Genomic DNA, 25,752 nt, shown 5'->3' with positions numbered 1-25,752 from the left:
TCATCAATGGGGATTCGTAAAGTTTGTTAAAAAAGGACAGGTGATATTGTGAGAAAACCGTCATTATTTTATTGGAATTCATATCCCTGAACAACTTGCGCATCAAATCAAAAAAGACATTGATCAAAGAAGCGGACTGTCTTTTCAAAAATGGACAGCACCACATGATTATCATGTGACCTTGATCTTTTTAGGGGCCATTCCAGATGACCGCTTAAAGAAGATCATCGAGCTGCTTGAGATCCTCTCAAAGGAAGCTGCTGCATTTCCAATCGAGCTGAATGAGGTCGGACAGTTTGGCACAAAGGAGCGCCCGAGAGTCTTTTTTGCAAAACCTGATGAAAGTGAACCGCTCATGCAATTAAGAGAAAAGGTGAAAAAAGCCGTATTGTCAGCAGGACATCCTGTTGAAAAGAGACCGTTTCATCCGCATATGACGATTGCACGCAAATGGAACGCGGATCACTCTTTTGCAGAACAAGCGCCTTTACGCAAAGAGCCATACGTGATAGAGGTTTCTTATATGACTTTATATGAAATACGTCCGAGTGAAACCCCGCGTTATCACGCAATCAAACAATTTGCACTACATAAATGATTCTAAAAGTTGGAGTGAGCAGCAGATGGCGCAAATTATCAAAATTCAAGATTATATATCACGATATGAACAAGACCCGCATCACTACATCAATCAATTCATTCGCTTGAAAAAGCAAAGGTGGGACGAGTTAAAAAAAGCTTCTAAAGAGAAGACGCAGCATTCATTTGACCAAATCTCTGAACAAGTGCCTGAACAAGAGGAGGAAAAGAGAAAGAAATTCTCCTTAAAGAGAAAGCCGAAAGCAGCCGATATGAAGAAGGAACGGGACCTGAGTCTTTTTAACGAGCCAACAGATATAGAGCAAGGTGTCTTTACAAACGTTCCTACAGATGAAACGAAGCTCATTCATTTTTTTAAAGATCATCTATATGATGTTCAATTAAAATGGGCGAGCTCGACGATTTCCCACATTTCGACTGTTTCTCATCATATTCGGTATGATGAAAAGCTGCGCATGCTTGCTAGACAGCTTCCGGATTCATATTTTGTGATGTACAAACCGGTGCTGCTCATTCAAAAAGCAGAGATGGAATTATGTCCAGTTCTCATTACGCCGCTGGAAGTGATTTGTTTATCCTTCTTAGAGGCAGAGCCTGACAGCGTATATATCGGAACGAAGGAACGTTTTTGGGAAAAGCGGGCGAATGGGAAAGCGGTTCAGTCCGTTTTGAATCCTTGTGCAGGCCTTCTACGCTCTGGCACCGTCGTGTCAAAGATTTTACAGCAAAGCGGAGTCGATCTTCCTGTGAAAAAAATCCTGATCAGCCGTACCTCTTATATTGACTTACCGGAAGTTCCATACGGGATGGAGGTTGTCGATAAGAAGAAGGCGGAAGATTGGTTTGAAAAGCAGCGGAAAAATACCGCGCCGACAAAGCATCAGCAATTTAAGGCGACAAAGGCATTGCTTGCATATGGTGAATCAGACAGCAAAAGAAGGCAGGAATGGCTCGATTAAAGGCATAATGGATGGTCACGAAAAACGAGACCTGAGTGGAGCTAATATATGAATGAATGGTACTTTATCGTTAATCCAGCAGCAGGACATGGAAAAGGACTTCGTACATGGAGGAGCATAGAGAAAGAACTACAAAAGGTGGAGATCTCATATCGATCGTTTCTCACCCAGCATGAAGGTCATGCAGAAGTATTGGCAAGACAAATTAGCGCCATGCAAGATGACAGGCTGAAGCGCCTGATTGTCATTGGCGGTGACGGAACCATTCATGAAGTCCTGAATGGCTTAAAGGAAATGGAACATGTGCAGCTAAGCTTTGTTCCCGCCGGTCATTGGAATGATGCGGCGAAGGGGCTTGGCATCCATCGTCAAGATGTCCTTAAAGAAGTGAGAAAGCAAAAGAGAATGCTCACCAAAACATTTTCTCTCGGCTCCTTTCAAGATCACGCAGAAAGCGCACAATCCGTTCTCTTTCTCAATCATATCGGTGCTGGGTTTGATGCGCATGTGCTAAGGAAAACAGTGCATTTTAGAGGGGGGAAGTGGTTGAAACGGCTGGGGCTGGGGTTTATCATCTACCCGCTGTCATTTCTCCATTCTTTATGGTCCTTTAAGCCGTTCGACCTTGCACTGTTTATTGAAAACGAGAAAAAGGTCTTTCGCCAAGTGTGGTTTGTGATTGTTTGTAATCACCCCTATTACGGAGGCGGGCTGGAAGCAGCACCAGAAGCGAGCGCGAGACAGCCAGGCTTTCAAACGCTCGTTGTCACAGATTTGAATCCATTCAAAGCACTCTTGTTTCTAAGTGCGATGGTGTTTCGTAAGCACCTTGGAATGAAGGGGGTTACCCTGTTTCAGCACGAGGAAGCGTACTTGGAGGCAGACGGAAAAATCTTATTTCATGCAGATGGAGAAGTGATCGGTGCCACGCCTGTTTTTGTGAAGGCGAGTGATCGCTCTTTAAAATTACGTGCTTAAACCATGTCTCATGAATGTCCTAGTCATAAGGTTCTTGTCCTGATTTTCTAGTTTTGCTTGACGAGTATAAGAAGGTAACGATAAAATCTATAGGACGGCTATTGTTTAGCATCTCATTCTCAATAGCTGTCCTTTTTGTTTTTATGATCATATAAATAAAAAAAGAAACAGCCTATTGACCTTCAATCGGCTGAATTTTGTCGACTAAAAAAGCACGATTTAAAATATTTTAAGAAATGATGGGTTGAAAATTGATATGAACTGGTTGGGACAAATATTAGGTAGCGAATGGCACATCTCTCCTGCTGGAGGCGCTACGGGAGATGCGTACTTCGCAACACACAATGACCAAAAGCTATTTTTAAAACGCAATACGTCACCGTTTCTTGCGGTTTTGTCAGCTGAAGGCATTGTGCCGAAGCTTGTCTGGACAAAACGGATGGAAAATGGGGATGTCATCACTGCGCAGCACTGGCTGAGCGGCAGAGAGCTGAAGCCAAAGGACATGAATGACCGTCCTGTCGCAGAGCAGCTAAGAAAAATTCATACATCGAAAGAATTGCTTGATATGCTGAAACGATTAGAGAAGCACTCTCTAGACCCAGCATCCATTCTGAAGCATTTAAAACAGTCCATATTAAAAGAGCAAATTGATTCTCTGGACATCACACGTGCCATCCAGTACTTAGAGAAGCATGTGGAGGCAGTTCAATTTGAAGACAAGGTCGTGTGTCATTGTGACCTCAATCATAATAATTGGCTGCTGACAGATGAAAACCAGCTTTACTTGATCGATTGGGATGGGGCGATGATTGCTGACCCAGCCATTGATCTTGGACCACTTTTATACCATTATGTTGAAGAAGAGAACTGGGAAAGCTGGCTCTCAATGTATGGTGCCCCGCTGACGGACAATTTGCGGAAACGCATGGCTTGGTACGTCCTCGCTGAAACTGTATCGTTTGTCGTGTGGCATAAAAGAAAAGGGAATGAAAAAGCGCAGCAAGAAGTGCAAGCGGAGCTGAGCGCACTTTTACAGCGGTTAAACATTCATTAAGAGAGAGGAATATTCTCGACCCACTCTGACAAATGCGATTGATGCGCCTCAATATGTGCATCAATTGAACTGACAGAGGTGCCCTTTTGGCTGTAATCATAAATATCTGTTAATAATTGACGAATATCGGCATCAAGGTCTTCTTTTGCCAGCATTAATTGAATCACGCGTCCCACCTGTTCATATTCTGCAACAGTCCCGCAGCAATCCAGCTGGTGATCGGTTAAAATATCTTTGATTAATTGAAGCTGATGTTGACGGTTTAATCCCATACGTATGCTCCTTTTCTGCGTGTCATTTATGTGGTTAAACTGTGCATTCAGCGCCCAATTTATACATGCGGCAGACCAGCTCAAGCGAAGGGCTGGTCTTTTTCGTATGCGCATAAAGATGCCGTCTTGCGGGTCTTTATGTTTCATGGTATCTTGATAAAATGTAAAGAAAATAGAGGTGTATCAAATTGAGAATGCGACATAAACCATGGGCTGATGATTACTTAGCTGAAAATGCTCATATTGCCTTAGCTAACCCCGAGCAATATAAAGGGAAATGGCATGAGCTGTTTGGAAATGATCATCCAATCCATATCGAAGTTGGCACAGGAAAAGGGAGCTTTATCGCTGGAATGGGCAAGCTTCATCCTGATATCAACTATATTGGCATTGAATTATTTAAAAGTGTCATTGTGACAGCAGTAGATAAAATCAAAGAGACAGATGTTGGAAATGTAAAGCTTTTGAACATTAATGCGGAAACGCTGACAGATGTGTTTGCGGAAAATGAGATTGACCGGGTGTATTTGAATTTCTCTGACCCGTGGCCAAAAGCAAGGCATGAAAAGCGCAGATTGACGTTTAAAGCCTTTTTAGAGCGATATGAACATATTCTCCGTTCAGGCGGTGAGTTGCATTTCAAAACAGATAACCGCGGGTTATTTGAATATTCTTTAAAGAGCTTTTCTGCATATGGACTTCTTTTAACGTATGTAAGCTTAGATTTACATAAGGACGGACTAGAAGGAAATGTGATGACGGAATACGAAGAGAAATTCTCGTCTATGGGGCAACCTATCTATCGATCAGAAGTAAAATTTCCAGAATAACAAGTGACATCAAGCTGGCTGCAAAAAAATTGCAGTCAGCTTTTTTCATGAAAAGATTGATGCATGCGATTTTCAGCTGTATTTGCTACGATAGAAAAAGGAGGGATGACAGCAATGGAGACAATGAAAATAGGTGACATGGAACTGTTTTGGTTAAACGGGGGAGATACACACATGGACGGCGGTGCGATGTTTGGTGTGGTGCCAAAGCCGTTATGGTCAAAAAAATACCCGGTGAACGAGCGCAATCAAATTGAACTGCGGTGTGACCCAATCCTTATACGGTGGAATGGTCTTCATTTTTTAGTGGATTCCGGGATCGGATCAGGTAAGCTGACGGATAAACAAAAACGCAATTACGGCGTAACAGAAGAGACGAAATTGGAAGAGTCACTCGCGGCACTCGGTCTGCAAACAGCAGATATTGATTACGTTTTAATGACGCATCTTCACTTCGATCATGCAAGCGGATTAACAAAACGTGAAGGAGAAAAACTCGTGTCTGTTTTTCCGCAAGCAAAAATCATCACATCCAAAATTGAATGGGATGAAATGAGGGCGCCTAACATCCGTTCAAGAAATACATATTGGAAAGAAAACTGGGAGCCAATCGCAGATCAAGTGGTGCCATTTGAAGAAAGCATAGAAGTAATAGAAGGCATTGAGCTGCATCATACAGGCGGTCATAGCAATGGCCATAGCATCTTAACGCTCACAAGTCAGGGTGAAACAGCGATTCATTTAGCTGACATTATGCCAACGCACGCTCATAAAAATCCATTATGGGTCTTGGCTTATGATGATTATCCAATGACTTCCATTCCAGCTAAGCAAAAATGGCAGGCATTTGCAGAAGAAAAAAATGCGTGGTACTTGTTTTATCATGATGCGATTTACCGCGCTGTTAAGTGGGATGAAGATGGGCAAATCGCACATGAAGTCAAAAGAGAAACAGGAAGATAAAAGATCATCTGCATGTTTTTTCGCCTTTCACACAAAATAACGACAAAATGAACTTGTGAAAGGAAGAGTGCAGGTGAACCAATCTTATCGTGTACATGGTGATGTCATTGAAACACCATTAAGAGGGATGGAAGTCATGTCCGTCCCTTATTTAAACAAAGGGGTTGCATTTACGAAAGAAGAGCGGGAAGAGCTTGGTTTAAAAGGGTTTCTACCGCCTAAAGTTTTAACATTAGAGGATCAGGCAAAGCGTGCGTATGAGCAGTTCAAGGCACAGCCGGATGAGCTTGGGAAAAATGTGTATTTAACATCACTTCACGACAGAAACGAAGTGCTTTTTTACAAATTACTAAATGAGCACTTGGCAGAGATGCTGCCGATTGTCTATACACCGACGGTTGGAACAGCCATTCAGCGTTATAGCCACGAGTATCGAAAGCCAAGAGGGCTTTATTTATCAATTGATGACTTGGAAGGTATGGAAGAGATATTTGCCTCTTACGGTGTGGATGAATCTATTGACTTAATCGTTGCGACAGATGCAGAAGGCATTTTAGGTATTGGAGACTGGGGTGTTGGCGGTATTGCCATTTCAGTCGGGAAACTTGCTGTTTATACAGCTGCAGCAGGCATTGATCCTAGCCGCGTACTGGCCGTTGTGCTTGATGCGGGGACGAACCAAGAAAGTCTCTTGAATGATCCGCTTTATGTTGGAAATCAGCATTCTCGCGTTAGAGGAGAGCGTTATGATCAGTTCATCGATCAATATGTAGAGCTTGCCCGCGCAACCTTTCCAAATGCACTCCTGCACTGGGAAGACTTTGGGACAAAAAATGCACGAGCTATATTGGAAAAATATAAGGAACGAATTTGTACATTTAATGATGACATTCAAGGGACTGGAGCTGTTTCACTTGCTGCGGTTTTGGCATGTGCAAAAGCTTCAAAGGTTCCGCTGAAAGACCACCGAATCGTCATTTTCGGAGCGGGTACTGCAGGGATTGGCATAGCGGAGCAGATACGTGATGCGATTGTCAGAGACGGAGTCAAAGAAGAGGAATCATATGATCATTTCTGGTGTATTGATAAAACAGGATTGCTTACAGATGATTCACCTGATATTCAGCCATTTCAAAAGCCATATGCAAGACGTTCTGACGAAGTAAAGGATTATGCCCGTAATGGCCCTAAGCATTCCATTGATTTATTAGAGGTCGTCAAACAGGCAAAACCAACGATCTTAGTTGGCACCTCGACAGTAGGGGGAGCATTTACAGAGGAAATTGTAAAAGAAATGGCGTCGCACGTAGAGCGCCCAGCGATTTTACCGATGTCGAACCCAACACCTCTTTCAGAAGCAAAGCCTGAAGATCTCATTGAGTGGACAGAAGGACGCGCCCTCGTGACAACAGGAAGCCCATTTGATCCTGTCGAATATGGCGGCGTCACATATGAAATTGGGCAAGCGAATAATGCTCTAGTGTTCCCAGGGCTTGGTCTTGGAACGATTGTGTCTAAAGCACGCCTCATGACAGACAGCATGTTTGTTGCGAGTGCTGAAGCGATTGCCAGCATGGTCAATGTCGGAAAGCCGGGTGCAGCGATGCTGCCGAGTGTCGATCAGCTTCGAACCGTTTCAGCGACAGTGGCTGTCCGTGTGGCGCAAGCAGCGATTGATGAAGGAATTGCAGAGGAAACGCCTGAGGACCTTATTCAGGCTGTACAGGACGCTATGTGGCATCCTGTGTACAAAAAAATCAAAGCCATATAAAAAAGAAGCTTCGCAAGGACACACCTTTGCGAAGCTTTCTTTATCAAGTCACAGAATCAATGACATCCACAATCATGCCTGTTTTGGCATCAATCATGACTTCGTACTGTTCAAGCTCCCCAAAGGCTGAGCGAGTAATGCCAGATTTGTACACATCAATCGTTTCACCATTTACGGTATACGGTTCTGGTACAGTATAAATCCAAGAGCCATCAATCGGGCCGCGCTGTTTAAAAGCGGATTTCACAATTTTTAATGCTTTTTCAGACGAAATATACGTAGGGAAAAATACTTTCTTTGCAACAATTGCAGCGGCTACGCCAATACTCGCACCAATCAGAACATGTTTTAACTTCAACGTGCTGCACCTCCGTATTGCTGTTTTTTCCATTATACAAAACTTGTCCATTGATGTTAAGGAATCCGAATAGTTGAAAGCATATTCAAAATTTCTGGAGAGATACTTGGAAAACCGAAAGAATTCTTATAGTATAAAGTGAGTGTTATTTTTATAGGAATATATATGGTCATTACATAGAAACGAGGTAAATCGTAGAATGAATGAAGAAACGTTGTCGCTTTTCCGAAATTTAACAGAATTACAAGGCACCCCAGGTAATGAACACCATGTGCGTGCTTTTATGAAAAAGGAACTTGAGAAATATTCTGACGAACTCATTCAGGATCGTCTTGGCGGTGTGTTTGGGGTACGCAAGGGACCAGAGAACGCACCTAAAATCATGGTGGCTGGTCATATGGATGAAGTGGGATTCATGGTTTCATCCATTACGAAGAATGGGATGATACGCTTCCAAACACTCGGCGGCTGGTGGAGTCAAGTCATGCTGGCACAGCGTGTCGACGTTCATACCGATCACGGGCCAATTCCTGGTGTCGTCTCTAGTACACCGCCTCATCTTCTGACTCCAGAACAAAAAAGCAAACCTGTGAAACCATCAGACATGCTCATTGATATTGGGGCAGACAGTGAAGAAGAGGCAAAAGAACTTGGCATTCGCCCAGGACAGCAAATCGTGCCTGCAACAGTCTTTACCCCTATGGCGAATCCTAAAAAGATCCTAGCAAAAGCTTGGGATAACCGCTATGGCTGCGGACTTGCGATTGAATTATTAAAAGAAATAAAAGACGAACCACTTTCCTGTCATCTGTATTCAGGTGCAACGGTTCAGGAAGAAGTAGGGCTTAGAGGGGCAGAAGCAGCTGCGAATATGATTCAGCCAGATCTGTTCTTTGCTTTAGATGCAAGCCCTGCAAACGATGTGACAGGTGACAAAACACAATTCGGCCAGCTTGGCAAAGGTGCACTTCTGCGTATTTTTGATCGAACCATGATTACGCACCGCGGGATGAGAGACTTTGTGCTCGATACGGCTGAGTCAAACAGTATTCCATACCAATACTTCGTATCACCAGGTGGTACGGACGCTGGACGTGTGCATATTTCAAACCAAGGCGTGCCTTCTGCTGTCATTGGAGTGTGTGCTCGCTACATTCACACAAGTCATTCAGTATTGCATGTGGATGATTATGCAGCGGCAAAAGAATTAATCGTCCGTCTTGTGAAAAACTGTGATCAAAGTACAGTGGATTCTATTTATCAACAGGTGTAAATGTAATCAAAAGGCTGCCTCTTTCAAGAGAGCAGCCTTTTGTTATTGCTGTTCAAATACATAAGATAACGCCTTGATCGCTTGGTTCACGGTTTCCACAGTAATATTCGCTTTATTTGATAGTTCCTTTAACGGATGGTGCAGTTCTTTTGGACGGATCAAAATGAGAGGTTTCCCTTTAGCGATGGCAGCAGATGCATCCATTGCCGTGTTCCACTGTTTATATTTCTCACCAAAGCGGGCAATGACGACGTCTGCTTTGTTTAATAGGATCTCAGTACGGAAATTATTCAAATCAGAAGCAGCATCATCTTTGAAAATGGCATTTGGCTGCTCACCTAAAATGTCCTCACCAATGTGATCGGAGCGGTCATGATTCTCCATTGGACCAACAAATGTTACTGGCAGTTTCAATGATTGGCTTTTCTCCTTGATTTCATCGCGCCACTGGCTATGAATTTCTCCTGCTAAATAGACGGTTAGTTGCATAACAATCTCCTCCTTTTGTACAAACTTAGTAAAGGTTTGCCCTGTTTCTTTTCATGTTACACAAGAAGTGCTTGATAAAGCAAAAAAAATATGATTATGATATTCATGGTAGAGACTATTTTTCATCGTAAGAATACTACATATAATGGGAAGGACAGGCCTCTTCGTCTTTCCTATGAGAAAGCAGGAAGACGACGTTGATGACTTATTTGAAAAGAAAGGGAATCTCCCTTTCGCCAAAAGTGTACTTCATTGATGCACTCTCTTATATGGCTTTAGGTCTATTTGCTACACTAGTAGTAGGTCTGATTTTAAAAACAGCAGGCGGTCTGTTATCACTTCCGCTCATCATCAAAATGGGAACACTCGCCATGGGGCTCATGGGACCAGCGATCGGTGTAGCCGTTGCGTACCGGTTACAGGCATCTCCTTTGATCATTTTTGCAAGTGTTGTCTCAGGTGCTGCAGGAGCAGAGCTTGGTGGACCTGCTGGAAGCTTTGCCGCAGCATTAATTGGTGTGGAAATCGGTAAGCTGGTCAGTGGTGAGACAAAAATTGATATCATTTTGACACCGCTTGTCACCATCATCACTGGTTTTTCCACCGCCGCTTTGATCGGTCCTGGGATTGAAGCCATGATGACAGGGCTTGGCAGGCTCATCATGTGGGGGACTGACCAAAGTCCGCTAATCATGGGCATGCTAGTCGCAACCATTGTTGGACTTGCCCTCAGCTCACCGATTTCAAGTGCTGCGCTTGCACTCATGCTTGACTTAAGCGGTCTAGCTGCTGGTGCTGCAACAATCGGCTGCTGCGCTCAAATGGTCGGCTTTGCCGCTGCGGGCTTTAGAGAAAATCGTTTTGGCGGTCTTGCCGCTGTCGGTATTGGCACATCAAAACTGCAGCTGCCGAACATTGTGAAAAATCCCCTTATCCTTATTCCGCCAACGATAGCGGGCCTCATTCTCGCGCCAATTGGTATCATTGGCTTTGGGATGGTCAATAATGCGGCAGGGGCAGGAATGGGAACGAGCGGCCTCGTTGGACAGCTCATGACACTGACCGTTATGGGATTTCATCCATCCGTTTTTCTGGCGATCGCTCTTTTGCATATCGTTGGCCCAGCAGTGATTAGTTTGGTAGTATCAGAATGGATGAGAAAGAAAGGCTATATACAATTCGGAGATTTAACCATACAAACTGGAGGAATGAAACATGAAAAAAATTGAATCAAATGAAGAATTACAAAAAGTGATTCAAGAAGACTTAACAGTATTGCTATTTTCAGCGGACTGGTGTCCGGACTGCACCTTTATCGAACCATTCTTGCCAGAGCTTGAAGCAAACTACCCAGAATTTGAGTACTTCTATGTGGATAGAGATCAATTTATTGACACTTGCGCAGAGTGGGAAATTTACGGCATTCCAAGCTTTTTAGTATTTAAAAATGGACAAGAGATTAACCGCTTTGTCAGCAAGGATCGTAAAACGAAGGAAGAGATTGAAGCATTTTTAACAGATTCTCTTTCTAAATAATGAAAGGAGAGTCTAAATCATGGCAAAAATGACATCAAGACAGCTTGCGAACGAACTCAAAAGTCGTCTGACAAATGACAGCTGGTTACACCAGTTTGACCGAGAAAAAGATACGCTTCGTATTGAAGATAAACAAACAGGTAAAGGAATCACACTAGAGCTCCCGCCAATCATTGCAAAGTGGGAAGTAAAGCCTGATGAAACATTGGATGAGATCGTTTATTATGTGAAAGAGGCGCTAAGTGCCATGAAAGGCGAAGCGCAGCACATCTCAGGAAAAGAAAAGCAAATTTATCCGGTCATTCGATCCACATCCTTTCCGGAGACATCAAGTGATGGCATTCCGCTCGTTTTTGATGAGCATACAGCTGAAACGAGAATCTACTATGCACTTGACCTTGGAAGCTCCTACAGATTAATTGATGAAAAGATGCTTCAAAAGGAAAACTGGACAAAAGAACGAATTAGGGAAACTGCAAGCTTCAATGTCCGCTCACTTGAAACAGTGGTGAAAATGGATGAAGTGGCAGGCAACCGGTTTTATTTCTTCCGTGCAAATGACGGATATGATGCCAGCAGACTTTTAAATGAATCGATTTTACAAGAGTATGCGCAAAAAATAGAAGGACAGATGGCCATTTCTGTCCCCCATCAAGATGTATTCATCATTGCAGATGTTCGCAATGAATCAGGCTATGATATTTTAGGACAGATGTCGATGAGCTTCTTCGCCAGCGGCACGGTTCCGATTACCGCATTGTCATTTTTATATGATGAGGGCAAACTTGAACCGATCTTTATTCTTGCTAAAAGCAGACCAAAACAGCAGTAGAAGGGAATTTTGAAGAATGAACGTTTTTTATAATGCAGAAGGTGTAGGCGACACACTCCTTATTTCCTTGAAAGATGTGACGAGAGAAGAAGTAGGTCATGAGACGTTTGGAGATGTCGTAAGAATCTTCAATCAAGAAACAAAAGAAACAACAGGCTTTAATATCTTCAATGCATCTACTTACATGAAAATTGAAGAAAACGGATCTGTACCGCTTTCTGAAACACTTGTTCAAGATATCAACGAAATTTTAAACCGCAACGGTGTCAGTGAAACGTTGACTGTCGATCTATCACCAAAATTTGTTGTCGGTTATGTAAAGGAAAAAGAAAAGCATCCGAATGCAGATAAATTAAACATTTGCCAAGTGGATGTTGGCGATGAAACATTACAAATCGTGTGCGGTGCACCAAACGTTGATCAAGGGCAATATGTCGTGGTTGCGAAGGTTGGGGCAGTGATGCCAAGCGGTTTAATCATCAAAGATGCTGAGCTAAGAGGTGTTCCATCAAGCGGTATGATTTGTTCAGCAAAAGAACTAGATCTTCCAGACGCGCCTGCTGAAAAAGGGATTCTTGTTCTAGAGGGAAGCCATCAAGCTGGCGAATCCTTTCAAGCATAACCTCCCATAAACGTGCACATCAGAGCGAAGAATGTGTTATACCAAAAGTCACTAAGTACGTACTTAGTGACTTTTTTTCATCTACAGACAGTACAAATAGCAAGGAGCGGCACTTTTCTCGCTTTTCTGCATGAAAAAGCAATGGTATACTAAAAATCGCCCAAGAAAACGTAAGGGGAGTTAAAGTGAGTGATAAATGATGAGTTGGTTAGATAAATTTTTTAGTGTATTTTTAGGAGAAGAAAAGAAAGAAGAAAAAGCTGTGAGACCTGAGGAAGGTCCAGTTGCACCAAAGCAGCCAGTTTTTGAACAGCATAAAGAATATAAAAAAATTGAAGATACAAAAGTCTATTATGAATATCCAGCAGGAAACTTCCGCTTTCCGCTCGTTCCAGATGAACCTCAGCGAGACGGAGTAAAGCAGGAAAGAAGACGCCCGAAGCAAGGCCACCCAAAGGCCAAGCAGAAGACCTATGAGTCAAAACAAACGGTGCAGCCTGACATTCATAAAAAGCCATTCAAACCAGAGCAAATTCCGTCACCAATCTATGGCTATCATCAGGATATGCGTCCGAAACGAACAGAGACGAAAGAAGAATCATCTTCTGTTCAAATGAAAGCAGCAGAAACAGCGCAGCGAGTCACCCTGTTATCAGAAGAGGCAGAGCGTGAACGAAATGTCAGACAGCAAATGAACATTCCGTCAATACGGAAAGAAAATCGTATGGAAGAAACAGTTCCAGCCCCAGCAGAAGAAAGAGTGGACATGCAAACAGACGTGACCCCGCTTACTTTGCAAGAGGAACTCGCTTATCAGGATCACGTTCAATCGACGATGGAGCGTTTAAATGACGAGCCTTTCATTCAAACAGAGGAAAAAGAGCCAGTCTTTTCTGAGTCTCAAGACCATATTGAAGCTGACTTACATAATCAGCAAGCCGAAGTGTATCACGAACCGCCGGTAGAGTCTGAGCTGGTACAGGATGTTTCCAGTGAAGACGAAGAAATAAAAGCTGAGCCAGTAGAACAGTTTGTCGATCATACAAAGGAAATAGAACCGTTGACATTCGAAACAGCGGAAGACACGCATCCCGCAATTGAAATGGAAGTAGACATGCCGGCAGAAGAAGTAGAGGTACTAGACGACATCTCAGCAGAACCGGTCGAGGAAATAAAAATTGATTCCATCGAAGAAGACCATCAAGAAGAAGTGCAAGCGGCAGCATTGGAAGAAACTGAGCCAGTTGCCGAACATGATCTGCAAGAAGATCAAATGTTAGAAGAAGCGGAAATAGTAGAAGATCAAGTGATGCCAATAGAACAAGCAGCAGACGAACAGACCGCTGCTGAACGAGTAGAACCTGTCATAGAGCAGCAAAAAAAGCAAGAACAATTGCATGAAGTGATGGAAGAAAAACCGAAACAGACATCTCCTCAGACAGAGCGTGCAAGCGGACAAACCTCAACGGTTCCTTTTAACGTCATGATGTTAAAAAGTGATCAGCGTGTGCAAGGACAAAAGAAAGCAGCAGATGCCCAAGGTTATGTGTTTCCAAGCCTCGCCCTATTAGACGTACCTCCAGCTCAAAAAGAAGAGGACGGGACATGGGTGAAAGAGCGGGCAGAGCTGCTCAATGCCACGCTGAAAAATTTCAATGTCAGAGCAAGTGTCGTTCATGTCACGCAAGGCCCTTCTGTGACGAGGTTTGAAGTACATCCAGAACCAGGTGTCAAAGTGAACAAAATCACGAACCTGTCAGATGATATTAAACTCAGTTTGTCCGCAAAGGATATTCGAATTGAAGCACCAATTCCAGGAAAGAACACGATTGGGATCGAAGTGCCGAACCTTCACAGTAAAATGGTTTTCTTACGAGAGATGATCAGAAGCAGTGCGTTTAGAGACAATCCATCTCCTTTAACAGCAGCACTCGGATTAGATATCTCAGGACAGCCTGTTGTCGTTGATCTGCAAAAAATGCCGCATGGCTTAATTGCTGGAGCAACCGGTTCAGGAAAAAGTGTCTGCATCAATACCATTTTAGTGAGCTTAATGTTTAAAGCGTCACCAGATGAAGTGAAAATGCTGTTAATTGACCCTAAAATGGTCGAATTAGCGCCTTATAATCATATTCCGCATCTTGTGAGTCCTGTTATCACCGATGCCAAGACAGCGACAGCTGCGCTGAAATGGGTAGTGGATGAAATGGAAAGACGCTACGAACTGTTTGCGCACTCTGGTGTGAGAGAAATCAAACGATTCAATGAGCTTGTCAAAGAAAAACAAATGGGTGAAAAACTACCTTATCTTGTCGTGGTGATCGATGAGCTCGCTGATTTAATGATGGTCGCACCAAACGAAGTCGAAGAAAGCATTTGCCGAATCGCGCAAAAAGCAAGGGCGTGCGGCATTCACTTATTGATTGCCACACAAAGACCTTCTGTTGATGTCATTACAGGTCTGATTAAAGCCAATATTCCAACAAGAATTGCTTTCTCTGTCTCAAGTCAGGTAGATTCTAGAACGATCATCGACATGGCAGGTGCAGAAAAGCTTCTCGGAAAAGGAGACATGCTCTTCTTAGAAAATGGCTCCGGCAAGCCGACGAGGCTGCAAGGAAACTTTGTATCAGACCGCGAGATCGATCAAGTAGTGGCACATGTTAGAAAACAGCGTAAGCCAGTATTCCTTTTCGAACAGGAGGAATTAATGCTCCAAGGCTCTGCGATTACAGATGAAGACGAATTGTTTATGGATGCCTGCCGTTTTGCCATTGAGCAAAATAGCGCTAGTACATCGAGTTTGCAGAGAAGATTTAGAATTGGCTACAATCGTGCAGCCAGATTGATCGACATGATGGAACGCGAGGGCATGATCTCTGGTGCAAAAGGCAGTAAGCCAAGGGAAGTCCTTATGACACTGAGTGACTTAGAACAGCTGATCTAAACAAAATCACTTCATTTTTTTCATAAACATGGTATGATAGCACATAGGTGCAATTTTGGAATTGGACGCTTTTCGCATGCCTGTCAGAACGCTTTTTTATGTAAAATGAGCGAAAGCAGGTGTTAGAAATAGGAAAGTTGTCGGATACTAATCATAGTTAATATTGATTAGAATAGGAAGATCGGAAAAAATCTTTATTTGGAGCTGCGATCTGTGACCCGCTAGAGGCGAAAATCACAAGTTGCAAATTGAAATGAGCGTCATATACTGTAAGTCAGATAGACGTTTGTTGGAGGTACAATTATGACTGTTTATCATTTTGTTGGAATAAAAGGGACAGGTATGAGTCCACTGGCCCAAATTCTTCATGATACTGGGTATACTGTCCAAGGATCGGATATCGAAAAACATATCTTTACACAAAAAGCATTAGAAGAACGAAATATTAAAATTCTTCCTTTTGACCCAGATAATATTCAGCCAGGGATGACCGTCATTGCAGGTAATGCATTTCCTGATACACACCCTGAGATTGAACGTGCCCTTTCTGAAGGGATTCCTGTCATTCGTTACCATAAATTCCTTGGAGAATACATGGATTCATTCACAAACGTTGCGATTACTGGTGCTCATGGTAAAACGTCAACAACAGGACTGCTTGCCCATGTGATGCAATCAGCGAAACCAACTTCATACTTAATCGGTGATGGATCTGGTATGGGGAAAGAAAACAGCGAGTATTTTGTATTTGAAGCATGCGAATACCGCAGACACTTCCTCAGCTATCATCCAGACTATGCGATCATGACCAATATTGATTTTGACCATCCTGATTATTTCTCGGACATTGACGACGTGTTTGATGCGTTTCAAAACATGGCGCTTCAAGTGAAAAAAGCCATTATCGCTTGCGGTGATGATGAGCATCTGCCTAAGATTCAAGCGAAGGTACCTGTTGTGTACTACGGTTTCAATGAAGAAAATGATTTCCAAGCACGCAATGTTGTAAAAAACACGGAAGGCACTACATTTGATGTGTTCGTACGCAATACGTTTTATGATACCTTCTACATTCCTGCCTATGGAAATCATAATGTCCTTAATTCATTAGCTGTCATTGCATTATGTCACTATGAAGCCATTGATGTAGAGCTCATCAAAGGGGCACTAACGACATTTGGCGGAGTCAAACGCCGCTTTAATGAAAAAGTAGTCGGTGAGCAGGTTTTAATTGACGACTATGCCCATCACCCAACGGAGATTGAAGTCACAATTGAAGCAGCACGCCAAAAGTATCCAGACCGTGAGATTGTGGCTGTTTTCCAGCCTCATACGTTCACTCGTACACAGCAATTCTTAAGTGAATTTGCTGACAGTCTAAAGAAAGCGGACTATGTATACCTATGCGATATTTTCGGTTCAGCCCGTGAAAACATTGGGAAGCTGAGCATTGAAGATTTACGAGAAAAAATCCCGCAGGCCCAATTGATTGCAGAAGAAGACACATCTGTGCTGAAAGCGCACGAAGATGCGATTCTGATCTTTATGGGAGCAGGAGACATTCAAAAATATTTGCGTGCTTATGAAAAAGTCGCTGTATAAATACTTAAACGAAAAGTGCCGTTTTGATCGGCACTTTTTTTATTTTGAATAAAATGTGACAAAGGGGCTAATTGTGTCAACATCTGCCGCATTTTTTCGTTCGCTGTGGACAGGAATTAGCGAATAAGTGTAGAATTATTATTCAAACGGTCATTCTAGGCGATGTTTGAATGATACAACGAGAGGGTATTGAATTGAATATGCCCGCAGCAAAGGAGGTATCAGATGATTATTATTCTATATCTAAGCGTTGCACTGATCGCAATTGCTTTCCTCATTCTTGTCATCTACTTGTCCAAAACATTAAAATCCTTACAGCTGACATTAAAGAATGTCGCATCAACTTTAGAAGGTCTTGAAGGTCAGATGCAAGGGATCACCACAGAGACAGCACAGTTGCTACATAAGACGAATCAGCTTGCTGAAGATATCCAAGACAAATCGGCAAAACTCAACACAGTTGTGGATGCGGTGCAGGGAATTGGCGGCTCGATTAACCAATTTAATTCAAGCATAAAGCAGGCAGCTGGTGCGGTTTCTTCATCCGTTGAACGAAATCAAGAAAAAGTCACGGATGTGGTAAGCTGGAGTAACGCAGCACTTGAAATTTATAAAAAGTGGAAACAACGAAAACACCAAAAATAAACCATTTTCGCATAGGAGGAATAATCATGAGCAAAGACGGAATCAATAGCAAAGACTTTTTGATCGGAACACTTATTGGTGGCATTGTGGGTGCAACAACAGCTTTATTTTTAGCACCGAAGTCAGGGAAAGAGCTTCGCGATGATTTGAACACCCAAGCGAATGTTTTAAAAGAAAAAACAGATCGACTCACAACAGATGCAAAAGAAAGAGGCACTGAATATGTGACGATTGCGAAAGATAAAACGTCTGAATTGTCCCAACTGGTGGCAGAACAGTCAAACCAAATTTTAGACAAAGTGAAAGACATAAAAGAGCGTGCAGCTGGAAAAGCTAATCATGTGAAAAGTGAAGCAGAAGATGCGGCAGCTGACCTAGCAAGTGAAGCATCAGATGTAGCAGATGAAGCAAAAGTACGAGCACAAGAAGCGAAATCAGAAATTGAAGATGGCATAAAAGATGTCAAAGAAAAAGTCGAACAATCGACTAAAGGCTAACTCTTACTGCACAGAGTGAAGAAGGAGAACATCATGTCAAAACAACTCATTGAAACAGAAGAACAGTTTGATCAACTAACGAATCAAGATGGGACCTTTGTCTTTTTTAAGCACAGTTTGACATGTCCGATCAGTCAAGCGGCTTTTCAAGAGTTTGAAGCATTTGCGTCTGCACATGAAGACGTGCCAACTTATTTCTTGCAAATTCAAAACACAAGGGAGCTTTCATCCTATGTGACAGAAAAGTCGGGGGTAAAGCACGAAAGTCCCCAGGCACTCGTCTTTAGTGGTGGAAAAGTAAAATGGCATGCATCTCACTCAAGCATTACAAAAGAAGCGCTTGAACATAATGTGTAAAAGAAACGTCAGCAATTGCTGACGTTTTTTTTATAAAAAAAGGTTTACTTCAATCAAAACTATGCTATAATCTTACACATAATACTTTATCGCTTAAAAGCGTTTGGGTAATAAAGAAAATTTTCGTGACAATTCCGAAATCTTTGTTTATAATAAACCCTATCATGAGAGAATGAAATAATAAAAAGCGAGAGCGGGCAGAGGAAAGGATGACAAAAATGAGCAACAATGAACTAGAACAATTGAGACAGCAAGCAGATGAACTAAATCTCCAAATTTTAAAACTGATCAATGAAAGAGGAAACATTGTAAAAGAAATTGGAAAAGCGAAAGAAGCGCAAGGTGTCAACCGTTATGATCCTGTCAGAGAGCGCACAATGCTAAACCAAATTCTTGAAGAAAATGATGGACCATTCGAAAACTCAACGATTCAGCATATTTTCAAAGAGATTTTCAAAGCAGGTCTAGAACTTCAAGAAGATGATCACAGCAAAGCACTTCTTGTTTCTCGTAAGAAAAAACCAGAAAATACAATCGTAAATATAAATGGAGAAGCGATCGGAGATGGGAAACAGCGCTTCATCGTTGGACCATGTGCTGTTGAAAGCTACGAGCAAGTCGCAGAAGTGGCGGCAGCAGCGAAACAGCAAGGACTAAAACTTCTTCGCGGAGGAGCATTTAAACCTCGCACAAGTCCATACGACTTCCAAGGACTTGGTGTAGATGGTCTAAAAATTCTAAAGCGTGTAGCGGATGAATACGGTCTTGCTGTCATTAGTGAAATCGTCAATCCTGCTCACATTGAAGAAGCGATTGAGCATATCGATGTTATCCAAATCGGTGCACGAAACATGCAAAACTTCGAACTTTTAAAAGAAGCTGGATCTGTGAAAAAACCTGTTCTTTTAAAACGCGGTCTTGCAGCGACGATTTCAGAATTCATCAATGCAGCTGAATACATCATCGCCCAAGGAAATGATCAAATCATCCTTTGCGAGCGCGGTATCCGCACATACGAAACAGCGACAAGAAATACACTAGATATTTCTGCTGTGCCAATCTTGAAACAAGAGACACATTTACCAGTCTTCGTTGATGTGACGCACTCAACTGGACGTAGAGATCTTCTCCTTCCAACAGCGAAAGCAGCTCTTGCGATTGGAGCAGACGGTGTCATGGCAGAAGTGCATCCAGATCCATCTGTTGCTCTATCTGACTCAGCACAGCAAATGGACATTCCACAATTCGAAAAATGGTTAGATGCGTTAAGACCACTTGTTAACATTCACGCATAATCATAGATAGAAAAGCCGCCGGATGACTGCCCGGCGGTTTTTCTATGGAGTAAATAGGATAAAGATTGGGAATGAAAGGAAAAGAGCACATTGCAAGCCTCAAACGTGCTTGTTCACAATGTTTTCATTTTTAAAATTCAATACAATCTGCTAAGATCATTGTCATAGCTAACGTTCTCGACGGTTTTTCATGAAATATGATTCAATTTACAGGTAACAAGCTCATTAAAGTTTGTTTAATTTAGTTATAAAAAGAAAGGGAACGTTTTCATATGATGAAAAAACGTGTATAATTTCATAAAAGAATGTCATTTTGATGTAGATTGAAAAATTATGTGTCTCTTTTCATCGTTTTAATGACAAATAGGATATTATTTTCCTCGTATCTGACATGTCTCTATCCAATTGGTGAATGCTATAGATATGAAGTGTATTTGAAGGAGTGATTTATGTGAATAATGTTACAATATATGATGTAGCAAGAGAAGCAAATGTAAGTATGGCAACGGTATCACGAGTAGTGAATGGGAATCCGAATGTAAAACCAACAACAAGAAAAAAGGTACTTGAAGCGATTGATCGTCTTGGCTACCGTCCGAATGCTGTGGCACGAGGCCTTGCAAGTAAAAAAACAACAACGGTTGGGGTCATCATCCCTGATATTTCTAGTATCTTCTATTCGGAGCTTGCTCGCGGAATTGAAGATATCGCCACAATGTATAAGTACAACATCATTTTGAGCAACTCAGATCAAAATACCGATAAAGAGCTTCATCTATTAAATACTATGCTAGGTAAACAAGTAGATGGGATTGTCTTTATGGGCGGAAACATCACAGATGTGCTTGTTGAAGAATTTAAGCGCTCTCCTGTGCCAATTGTTCTTGCAGCATCTGTTGAAGAGCAGGCTCAAACACCATCTGTCAACATCAACTATGAGCAAGCGATTTATGATTCAGTACAACTTTTAGTTGAAAAAGGACATAAGCGAATTGCCTTCGTATCTGGCCCAATGTCAGAACCGATTAACTCTATGAGAAAGCTTGCAGGTTATAAACGTGCGCTTGAAGAAGCAGGCATCGCATTTGACGATGCGCTCGTCGCTGAAGGCGATTACTCTTATGATTCTGGAATTGAATCACTTGCTCATCTACTTGAGCAGTCTGATAAGCCGACAGCTGTTATTGCGGCTACAGATGAAATGGCGTTAGGTGTCATTCATGGAGCACAAGATAGAGGCGTATCGATTCCTGAGGATTTAGAAGTGATTGGCTTTGATAACACGAGACTTTCTCTCATGGTGCGTCCTCAGCTGACAACTGTTGTTCAGCCGACGTATGATATTGGCGCTGTCGCAATGAGACTGCTGACGAAGCTGATGAACAAAGAGCAAGTGGATGACCAAATTGTGGAACTTCCACACCGAATTGAAGAAAGACAATCAACAAAATAAAACGAAAAAGCAGGCTTACACATCAGTGAATGCCTGCTTTTCTTATGCATTTTTCTTTTCTCTTCTAACGGGCATCAGTGCTTTTTCTACAGTTTGAGCATTTTTTTCTGTGATTTCTGCTTTTCTTGGGATCGGTGGATATAAATCGTCAGGATCTCCCCATGTGGATGGCAGAGTGACGGGCGATTGTTTATGCCAAGCCTGAACCCAGTCCTGAGGCAGTTCATCAGGTGGTGTAATGCCTTTCATTTCAAGCCAAATTCGGCTCCATGCCCTTGGCACGACCCGCCAAATATCATATCCTCCTCCGCCGACAGCGATCCATTTGCCATCACAATATTGATGCGCTAACTCATGGGCAAGTTTAGGAATTTCCTCATATATTTTCATGGTGGCAGATAAATGGGTTAACGGATCATAGTAGTGTGCATCTGCACCGTTTTGCGTCAAAATCACATCTGGTTTAAAAAAAGCAGCAATTTCAGTCACTGCTGTTCGGTATGCTTCAAGGAACGATTCGTCTTCTGTAAATGCATCAAGCGGAATATTGTAGGCGTAGCCATAGCCTTTATCGTGACCTCTTTCCTGTACTTGTCCAGTTCCAGGGAACAAATAGCGTCCCGTTTCATGAATCGAGACCGTACAAATCTCAGGGTCGTCATAAAAGCTGAATTGTACACCATCTCCGTGATGGGCATCCGTATCAATATACAAAATTCTTGCACCGTATGTCTTTTGAATATATTGAATCGCCACTGAGCTGTCATTATAAATACAGAAGCCGGATGCACGTCCTTTAAACCCGTGATGAAGTCCACCGCCAAGATTCAGTGCATGCTGCGTGTGTCCCATCATGACTTGGTCAACGGCTGTGAGTGTCCCTCCAACAAGGAGAGAAGCTGCTTCATGCATACCTGCAAACATCGGTGTATCCTCCGTGCCAAGACCGTAGCGCTCACCCTCTGCTGTAGAGAGCTTTCCTTCACTAGCCCGCTGCACAGCTTGAATATAATCGGCTGTATGGACGAGCTTTAATTCATCAAGGGTCGCCATACGCGGTGCGACGATCTCATCATCTGTTAACGCCTTCATTTTTTGAAGCAGGTCATATGTTAAGTAGACACGAAGCTGATTGAAGGGATGGTCTTGGTGAAACTGGTACGTTTGAAAAGAGGGTGAAAAAACAAAGGTCGCTTCCTTCATTTGATCGTCTGCTCCATTGGCCACAGCACCTTATATCCTTTTGCGCGAATCAGCTTCGTCACATGATCTGCATGCATGGTTTGAAGGCGGAAGACGAGCACTTTAGACGATTCATTTGCATGCGGATACACAAGCACACTCAGCATTTGAATATGCTGTTCCTTTAAAATGGCCGTGATGTCTGCAAGACCTTCTGTCATTTGGTCCACTTCAACCTCTAAGTGTGACCCAGGCTGATCTGCACCTGTCAGTCTGACAAACGTACGAAGCAAATCAGTCTTTGTGATAATACCTACAAGCTTGCCTCGTCTCACCACTGGAAGGCAGCCAATTCCGTGTTCAAAAAAGACACTTGAAATCTCTTCAACGAAATCAAGCGGATGAGCAGTAATCGTCTCTAATACCATGATCTCCTCAACAGGACGCTGAATAAAGAGCTGTCTTTTTTCTGTTTCAAATATACTTGGACTGGCATTTTTAATATCTCGATCTGTCACCATCCCAATGACAGAACCTTGATCAGATACGATCGGAATATGCCGGATGTGATGTGCACTCATTTTTTTTACGGCCTCTTCAATCGTATCGGTTTTTCGCAGCGTGATCACATCACGCTCCATAATTTGTTCAATCATCATTGTTTACCAATCCCCTTTGCCAAAAAAACGAATTGAACGTTAATACATAAAGCGTTGATGGAAGCGAAGGCGATCGAAACGCTCAATCGAATCAGGACTCACATTTTTCCCGATTCTGGCCATTAAACAATTGGCTGGATGTGAGCTGATCTCTGGCTCGTCTGTTGCAAACCAAACAAGACCGCCTGCGTTCATCATTTTCTCCATCATCTTGCGGTACTCCCACACGTTTTTCTTTGTCCCCTTTAAATCCCAATGCCAGTAATATTCAGTTGTAATGACGATATAATTCTCCATTTGCTCATCCATCATGCTCACATCAAGTAAATGTTTGCCAAGTGAGCAGCCTCTAAATGGAGGAGCGACCTCAATCGCGCCAAGCTCGATTAAATTGTCCATGTTGCCCTCTGACCAGCGCTCAAGCGGATCAGGATATAAATACGTGACATAGCCGACAACAAGCTCATCCACTCTTGCAATGATAATACGTCCTTCTGGAAGATCTGCTATTTCAACAAGTGCTTGTTTCTGTTCCTCTGGCGTGCGAAATGCCGTTAGGCCTTCATGAAATGTATAGTTCGCAAGCTCTGATGCAGGTACCGGACCTTCAATAAGGATGGAACCTGTTTCACGCTCAATGATTTTTGAATAATAAGTTTTAGGATGCTCCACGTATCCACCGCCTCAAATTCTAGTGAGTCGTCTCTATTTTATCTTAAAACCTGCAAGAATTAAAACGGTTTCACTATAAGTTTTTTAAAAATTGAGAAAAAAAGTCATCTATACTATAATGGTCATTGTAAACGTATGCAAAGGGGGACTGTTTGATGAAAGTGGAAACGCTACCATCAGTAAAAGGGGACTATCATTTAAATGATTATGAGCAGGCATACAAAGAATTTTCATGGGAAGAAGCAAGAAAAAACTTCTCATGGTATGAAACAGGAAACATAAATGCAGCCTATGAAGCGATTGACAGACATGCGGACTCGTTTCGCAAGAACAAGGTGGCGCTTCATTACAAAGATTCACAGCGGGATGAAAAGTATACGTTCAGAGATATGAAAATCAACACAAATAAAGCGGGCAATCTATTCAGAGAAAAGGCGCATGTGCAAAAAGGAGATCGCGTATTTATCTTTATGCCTAGATCCCCTGAGCTCTATTTTCTTCTGCTTGGCGCAGTTAAAATTGGTGCGATCGTTGGCCCGTTATTTGAGGCATTTATGGAAGGTGCGGTCAAAGACCGTTTAGAAAATAGCGAGGCGAAGGTCATTGTGACAACGCCAGATCTGCTTGAACGAATTCCGTTTGCAGAGCTTCCGAAACTTGAATCTGTCATTATTGTCGGCGGTGAAAAGGAAGATATCGATGGCGTTCGGACCATCCATTATGAAGAAGCCTTTGACCAGGCGGCGAAGGATCTTGAAATCGAATGGATGGATGAAAAAGACGGCTTTCTGCTTCATTACACGTCAGGGTCGACAGGTACGCCAAAAGGTGTACTGCATGTCCATGGTGCAATGGTGCAGCAGGATCAGACCGGTAAATGGGTGCTTGATCTGAAAGAAGACGATGTCTACTGGTGTACAGCTGACCCGGGCTGGGTAACAGGCACAGTGTACGGCATTTTTTCACCGTGGTTAAACGGGGCAACAAATGTCATTTTAGGCGGCAGATTTAACCCTGATACGTGGTATGAAACGATTGAATCACTAGGTGTGACCGTTTGGTACAGTGCACCGACCGCCTTTAGAATGCTAATGGGGGCAGGAGATGACCTCATTCAAAAATATGATCTCAGCTCGCTTCGTCATGTGTTAAGTGTAGGTGAGCCTCTTAATCCAGAAGTCATTCGCTGGGGAGACGCTGTATTTGGCAAACGAATTCATGACACTTGGTGGATGACGGAAACCGGTGCACAGCTGATTTGTAATTATCCATGCATGGACATTAAACCAGGTTCAATGGGGAAACCGATTCCAGGTGTAGAAGCTGCGATTGTGGATAATGCCGGAAATGAACTTCCGCCATATCGGATGGGCAACCTCGCCATCAAAAAAGGCTGGCCGTCTATGATGCATACGATCTGGAACAATCCTGAAAAATATGAATCTTACTTTATGCCGGGAGATTGGTATGTTTCAGGAGATTCAGCTTATATGGACGAAGACGGATACTTTTGGTTCCAGGGACGTGTCGATGATGTGATCATGACATCAGGAGAGCGGGTTGGTCCTTTTGAGGTGGAAAGCAAACTGGTTGAACATCCGGCCATTGCAGAGGCTGGTGTCATTGGAAAACCAGATCCGGTCCGCGGTGAAATTATTAAGGCATTCATTGCGCTTAGAAGCGGATATGAGCCGACAGATGAGCTGAAAGAAGAGATTCGTACGTTTGTGAAAAAAGGACTCGCTGCACATGCGGCACCGAGAGAAATCGAGTTTAAAGACAAACTGCCTAAAACGCGAAGCGGAAAAATTATGAGACGTGTACTAAAGGCGTGGGAACTGAATTTACCGGCTGGCGACCTATCGACAATGGAAGATTAATTTTTTCATCAGTTGACTTGATA

26 protein-coding genes are annotated in these 25,752 nt (G+C 42.8%); 20 read left to right on the top strand and 6 right to left on the bottom strand.

Annotation, left to right across the window (positions count from 1 at the left end; genetic code table 11):
* Positions 1-70 precede the first annotated feature (70 nt).
* From thpR to MHI16_RS13665, 4 genes are all read left to right on the top strand, one after another.
* Entirely contained in the window at positions 71-598 is a 528-nt protein-coding gene (gene thpR, locus MHI16_RS13680; RefSeq protein WP_268466493.1) for an RNA 2',3'-cyclic phosphodiesterase, read from the top strand.
* 25 nt (positions 599-623) lie between these two features.
* Positions 624-1,559, top strand: a complete 936-nt coding sequence (locus MHI16_RS13675) for a hypothetical protein (RefSeq protein WP_058015033.1) — start codon at positions 624-626, stop codon at positions 1,557-1,559.
* Between the two features lie 48 nt (positions 1,560-1,607).
* Positions 1,608-2,537 carry a YegS/Rv2252/BmrU family lipid kinase gene (locus MHI16_RS13670; protein ID WP_144462535.1) on the top strand — a complete coding sequence of 310 codons (930 nt, stop codon included), beginning with the start codon at positions 1,608-1,610 and terminating at the stop codon, positions 2,535-2,537.
* Between the two features lie 256 nt (positions 2,538-2,793).
* On the top strand, positions 2,794-3,594 hold the full coding sequence (locus tag MHI16_RS13665; protein ID WP_268466399.1) for a phosphotransferase family protein: 801 nt from the start codon (positions 2,794-2,796) through the stop codon (positions 3,592-3,594).
* On the opposite strand, the gene MHI16_RS13660 is transcribed toward MHI16_RS13665, so the two are convergent.
* The gene (locus tag MHI16_RS13660) at positions 3,591-3,866 is read right to left on the bottom strand and encodes a YtzH-like family protein (protein WP_061409164.1); all 276 of its coding nucleotides are present in this window, start codon (positions 3,864-3,866) and stop codon (positions 3,591-3,593) included. The genes MHI16_RS13665 and MHI16_RS13660 overlap by 4 nt on opposite strands.
* 188 nt (positions 3,867-4,054) lie before the next feature.
* Between MHI16_RS13660 and trmB the strand changes: the two genes are divergently transcribed.
* From trmB to MHI16_RS13645, 3 genes are all read left to right on the top strand, one after another.
* Positions 4,055-4,696 (top strand): tRNA (guanosine(46)-N7)-methyltransferase TrmB, encoded by a 642-nt coding sequence (gene trmB / locus MHI16_RS13655; RefSeq protein WP_268466396.1) that lies wholly within the window; start codon positions 4,055-4,057, stop codon positions 4,694-4,696.
* 114 nt (positions 4,697-4,810) lie between these two features.
* Positions 4,811-5,659: an MBL fold metallo-hydrolase gene (locus tag MHI16_RS13650; RefSeq protein ID WP_180310348.1), complete on the top strand. Its 849-nt coding sequence runs from the start codon at positions 4,811-4,813 to the stop codon at positions 5,657-5,659.
* Between the two features lie 73 nt (positions 5,660-5,732).
* Positions 5,733-7,430, top strand: coding sequence for an NAD-dependent malic enzyme (locus MHI16_RS13645; protein WP_081106464.1), 1,698 nt, complete (start codon positions 5,733-5,735; stop codon positions 7,428-7,430).
* A 43-nt stretch (positions 7,431-7,473) separates the two neighbouring features.
* On the opposite strand, the gene MHI16_RS13640 is transcribed toward MHI16_RS13645, so the two are convergent.
* Complete coding sequence (locus MHI16_RS13640) at positions 7,474-7,788, bottom strand: PepSY domain-containing protein (protein ID WP_342497989.1); 315 nt, start codon at positions 7,786-7,788, stop codon at positions 7,474-7,476.
* Positions 7,789-7,987: 199 nt separating this feature from the next.
* Here MHI16_RS13640 and MHI16_RS13635 point away from each other — a divergent pair, with 199 nt between their 5' ends.
* On the top strand, positions 7,988-9,061 hold the full coding sequence (locus MHI16_RS13635; RefSeq protein ID WP_144462542.1) for a M42 family metallopeptidase: 1,074 nt from the start codon (positions 7,988-7,990) through the stop codon (positions 9,059-9,061).
* A gap of 42 nt (positions 9,062-9,103) precedes the next feature.
* Here the strand turns inward: MHI16_RS13635 and MHI16_RS13630 are convergent, their stop codons facing one another.
* A complete protein-coding gene (locus tag MHI16_RS13630; protein WP_003217634.1) occupies positions 9,104-9,550 on the bottom strand; it encodes a YtoQ family protein in 447 nt (148 codons plus the stop codon).
* A 200-nt stretch (positions 9,551-9,750) separates the two neighbouring features.
* On the opposite strand from MHI16_RS13630, the gene MHI16_RS13625 reads away from it, so the two are divergent.
* The 11 genes from MHI16_RS13625 to ccpA all read left to right on the top strand — a co-directional run bounded on the left by MHI16_RS13625 (position 9,751) and on the right by ccpA (position 21,336).
* Positions 9,751-10,779: a PTS sugar transporter subunit IIC gene (locus MHI16_RS13625; RefSeq protein ID WP_058015041.1), complete on the top strand. Its 1,029-nt coding sequence runs from the start codon at positions 9,751-9,753 to the stop codon at positions 10,777-10,779.
* On the top strand, positions 10,766-11,086 hold the full coding sequence (locus MHI16_RS13620) for a thioredoxin family protein (RefSeq protein WP_003217665.1): 321 nt from the start codon (positions 10,766-10,768) through the stop codon (positions 11,084-11,086). Before MHI16_RS13625 ends, MHI16_RS13620 begins: the two co-directional genes overlap by 14 nt.
* A gap of 19 nt (positions 11,087-11,105) precedes the next feature.
* Entirely contained in the window at positions 11,106-11,918 is an 813-nt protein-coding gene (locus MHI16_RS13615; RefSeq protein ID WP_081106463.1) for a DUF1444 domain-containing protein, read from the top strand.
* Positions 11,919-11,934: 16 nt separating this feature from the next.
* Positions 11,935-12,540: a YtpR family tRNA-binding protein gene (ytpR, locus tag MHI16_RS13610; protein ID WP_061409145.1), complete on the top strand. Its 606-nt coding sequence runs from the start codon at positions 11,935-11,937 to the stop codon at positions 12,538-12,540.
* Between the two features lie 196 nt (positions 12,541-12,736).
* Positions 12,737-15,487 carry a DNA translocase FtsK gene (locus MHI16_RS13605; RefSeq protein ID WP_058015042.1) on the top strand — a complete coding sequence of 917 codons (2,751 nt, stop codon included), beginning with the start codon at positions 12,737-12,739 and terminating at the stop codon, positions 15,485-15,487.
* A 303-nt stretch (positions 15,488-15,790) separates the two neighbouring features.
* Positions 15,791-17,089: a UDP-N-acetylmuramate--L-alanine ligase gene (gene murC / locus MHI16_RS13600; RefSeq protein ID WP_058015043.1), complete on the top strand. Its 1,299-nt coding sequence runs from the start codon at positions 15,791-15,793 to the stop codon at positions 17,087-17,089.
* 225 nt (positions 17,090-17,314) lie between these two features.
* Entirely contained in the window at positions 17,315-17,734 is a 420-nt protein-coding gene (locus MHI16_RS13595) for a DUF948 domain-containing protein (RefSeq protein ID WP_058015044.1), read from the top strand.
* A 26-nt stretch (positions 17,735-17,760) separates the two neighbouring features.
* Positions 17,761-18,231, top strand: coding sequence for a YtxH domain-containing protein (locus MHI16_RS13590; RefSeq protein WP_058015045.1), 471 nt, complete (start codon positions 17,761-17,763; stop codon positions 18,229-18,231).
* A gap of 33 nt (positions 18,232-18,264) precedes the next feature.
* Positions 18,265-18,588: a bacillithiol system redox-active protein YtxJ gene (gene ytxJ, locus MHI16_RS13585; protein ID WP_003217729.1), complete on the top strand. Its 324-nt coding sequence runs from the start codon at positions 18,265-18,267 to the stop codon at positions 18,586-18,588.
* Between the two features lie 218 nt (positions 18,589-18,806).
* Positions 18,807-19,883, top strand: coding sequence for a bifunctional 3-deoxy-7-phosphoheptulonate synthase/chorismate mutase (locus MHI16_RS13580; protein WP_058015046.1), 1,077 nt, complete (start codon positions 18,807-18,809; stop codon positions 19,881-19,883).
* A 451-nt stretch (positions 19,884-20,334) separates the two neighbouring features.
* Positions 20,335-21,336, top strand: a complete 1,002-nt coding sequence (gene ccpA / locus MHI16_RS13575) for a catabolite control protein A (protein WP_034665514.1) — start codon at positions 20,335-20,337, stop codon at positions 21,334-21,336.
* Between the two features lie 42 nt (positions 21,337-21,378).
* Here ccpA and MHI16_RS13570 read toward each other — a convergent pair whose 3' ends face one another.
* From MHI16_RS13570 to MHI16_RS13560, 3 genes are read right to left on the bottom strand one after another with little or no spacing between them, the layout of a single operon-like run.
* Complete coding sequence (locus tag MHI16_RS13570; RefSeq protein ID WP_058015047.1) at positions 21,379-22,539, bottom strand: acetoin utilization protein AcuC; 1,161 nt, start codon at positions 22,537-22,539, stop codon at positions 21,379-21,381.
* On the bottom strand, positions 22,536-23,177 hold the full coding sequence (locus tag MHI16_RS13565; protein WP_061409135.1) for a CBS and ACT domain-containing protein: 642 nt from the start codon (positions 23,175-23,177) through the stop codon (positions 22,536-22,538). The genes MHI16_RS13570 and MHI16_RS13565 overlap by 4 nt, the downstream gene beginning before the upstream one ends.
* A 39-nt stretch (positions 23,178-23,216) precedes the next feature.
* Positions 23,217-23,849, bottom strand: coding sequence for a GNAT family N-acetyltransferase (locus tag MHI16_RS13560; RefSeq protein WP_012010911.1), 633 nt, complete (start codon positions 23,847-23,849; stop codon positions 23,217-23,219).
* Between the two features lie 155 nt (positions 23,850-24,004).
* Between MHI16_RS13560 and acsA the strand changes: the two genes are divergently transcribed.
* Entirely contained in the window at positions 24,005-25,729 is a 1,725-nt protein-coding gene (gene acsA, locus MHI16_RS13555; protein WP_058015048.1) for an acetate--CoA ligase, read from the top strand.
* Positions 25,730-25,752 lie beyond the last annotated feature (23 nt).

The organism is Bacillus sp. FSL K6-0923, assembly GCF_038630825.1.
Lineage (GTDB): Bacteria > Bacillota > Bacilli > Bacillales > Bacillaceae > Bacillus > Bacillus pumilus.
Note: the sequence above shows the minus strand (reverse complement) of the source record. Positions and strands in the feature narration are given on the sequence as shown.

Excerpts from the sequence above, each read along its gene's own strand:
- MHI16_RS13675 (WP_058015033.1), top strand. The coding sequence starts at position 624 with ATGGCGCAAATTATCAAAATTCAAGATTATATATCACGATATGAACAA.
- MHI16_RS13670 (WP_144462535.1), top strand. The coding sequence starts at position 1,608 with ATGAATGAATGGTACTTTATCGTTAATCCAGCAGCAGGACATGGAAAA.
- MHI16_RS13665 (WP_268466399.1), top strand. The coding sequence starts at position 2,794 with ATGAACTGGTTGGGACAAATATTAGGTAGCGAATGGCACATCTCTCCT.
- MHI16_RS13660 (WP_061409164.1), bottom strand. The coding sequence starts at position 3,866 with ATGGGATTAAACCGTCAACATCAGCTTCAATTAATCAAAGATATTTTA.
- MHI16_RS13650 (WP_180310348.1), top strand. The coding sequence starts at position 4,811 with ATGGAGACAATGAAAATAGGTGACATGGAACTGTTTTGGTTAAACGGG.
- MHI16_RS13635 (WP_144462542.1), top strand. The coding sequence starts at position 7,988 with ATGAATGAAGAAACGTTGTCGCTTTTCCGAAATTTAACAGAATTACAA.
- MHI16_RS13630 (WP_003217634.1), bottom strand. The coding sequence starts at position 9,550 with ATGCAACTAACCGTCTATTTAGCAGGAGAAATTCATAGCCAGTGGCGC.
- MHI16_RS13625 (WP_058015041.1), top strand. The coding sequence starts at position 9,751 with ATGACTTATTTGAAAAGAAAGGGAATCTCCCTTTCGCCAAAAGTGTAC.
- MHI16_RS13620 (WP_003217665.1), top strand. The coding sequence starts at position 10,766 with ATGAAAAAAATTGAATCAAATGAAGAATTACAAAAAGTGATTCAAGAA.
- MHI16_RS13615 (WP_081106463.1), top strand. The coding sequence starts at position 11,106 with ATGGCAAAAATGACATCAAGACAGCTTGCGAACGAACTCAAAAGTCGT.
- ytpR (WP_061409145.1), top strand. The coding sequence starts at position 11,935 with ATGAACGTTTTTTATAATGCAGAAGGTGTAGGCGACACACTCCTTATT.
- MHI16_RS13605 (WP_058015042.1), top strand. The coding sequence starts at position 12,737 with ATGATGAGTTGGTTAGATAAATTTTTTAGTGTATTTTTAGGAGAAGAA.
- murC (WP_058015043.1), top strand. The coding sequence starts at position 15,791 with ATGACTGTTTATCATTTTGTTGGAATAAAAGGGACAGGTATGAGTCCA.
- MHI16_RS13595 (WP_058015044.1), top strand. The coding sequence starts at position 17,315 with ATGATTATTATTCTATATCTAAGCGTTGCACTGATCGCAATTGCTTTC.
- MHI16_RS13590 (WP_058015045.1), top strand. The coding sequence starts at position 17,761 with ATGAGCAAAGACGGAATCAATAGCAAAGACTTTTTGATCGGAACACTT.
- ytxJ (WP_003217729.1), top strand. The coding sequence starts at position 18,265 with ATGTCAAAACAACTCATTGAAACAGAAGAACAGTTTGATCAACTAACG.
- MHI16_RS13580 (WP_058015046.1), top strand. The coding sequence starts at position 18,807 with ATGAGCAACAATGAACTAGAACAATTGAGACAGCAAGCAGATGAACTA.
- MHI16_RS13570 (WP_058015047.1), bottom strand. The coding sequence starts at position 22,539 with ATGAAGGAAGCGACCTTTGTTTTTTCACCCTCTTTTCAAACGTACCAG.
- MHI16_RS13565 (WP_061409135.1), bottom strand. The coding sequence starts at position 23,177 with ATGATGATTGAACAAATTATGGAGCGTGATGTGATCACGCTGCGAAAA.
- acsA (WP_058015048.1), top strand. The coding sequence starts at position 24,005 with ATGAAAGTGGAAACGCTACCATCAGTAAAAGGGGACTATCATTTAAAT.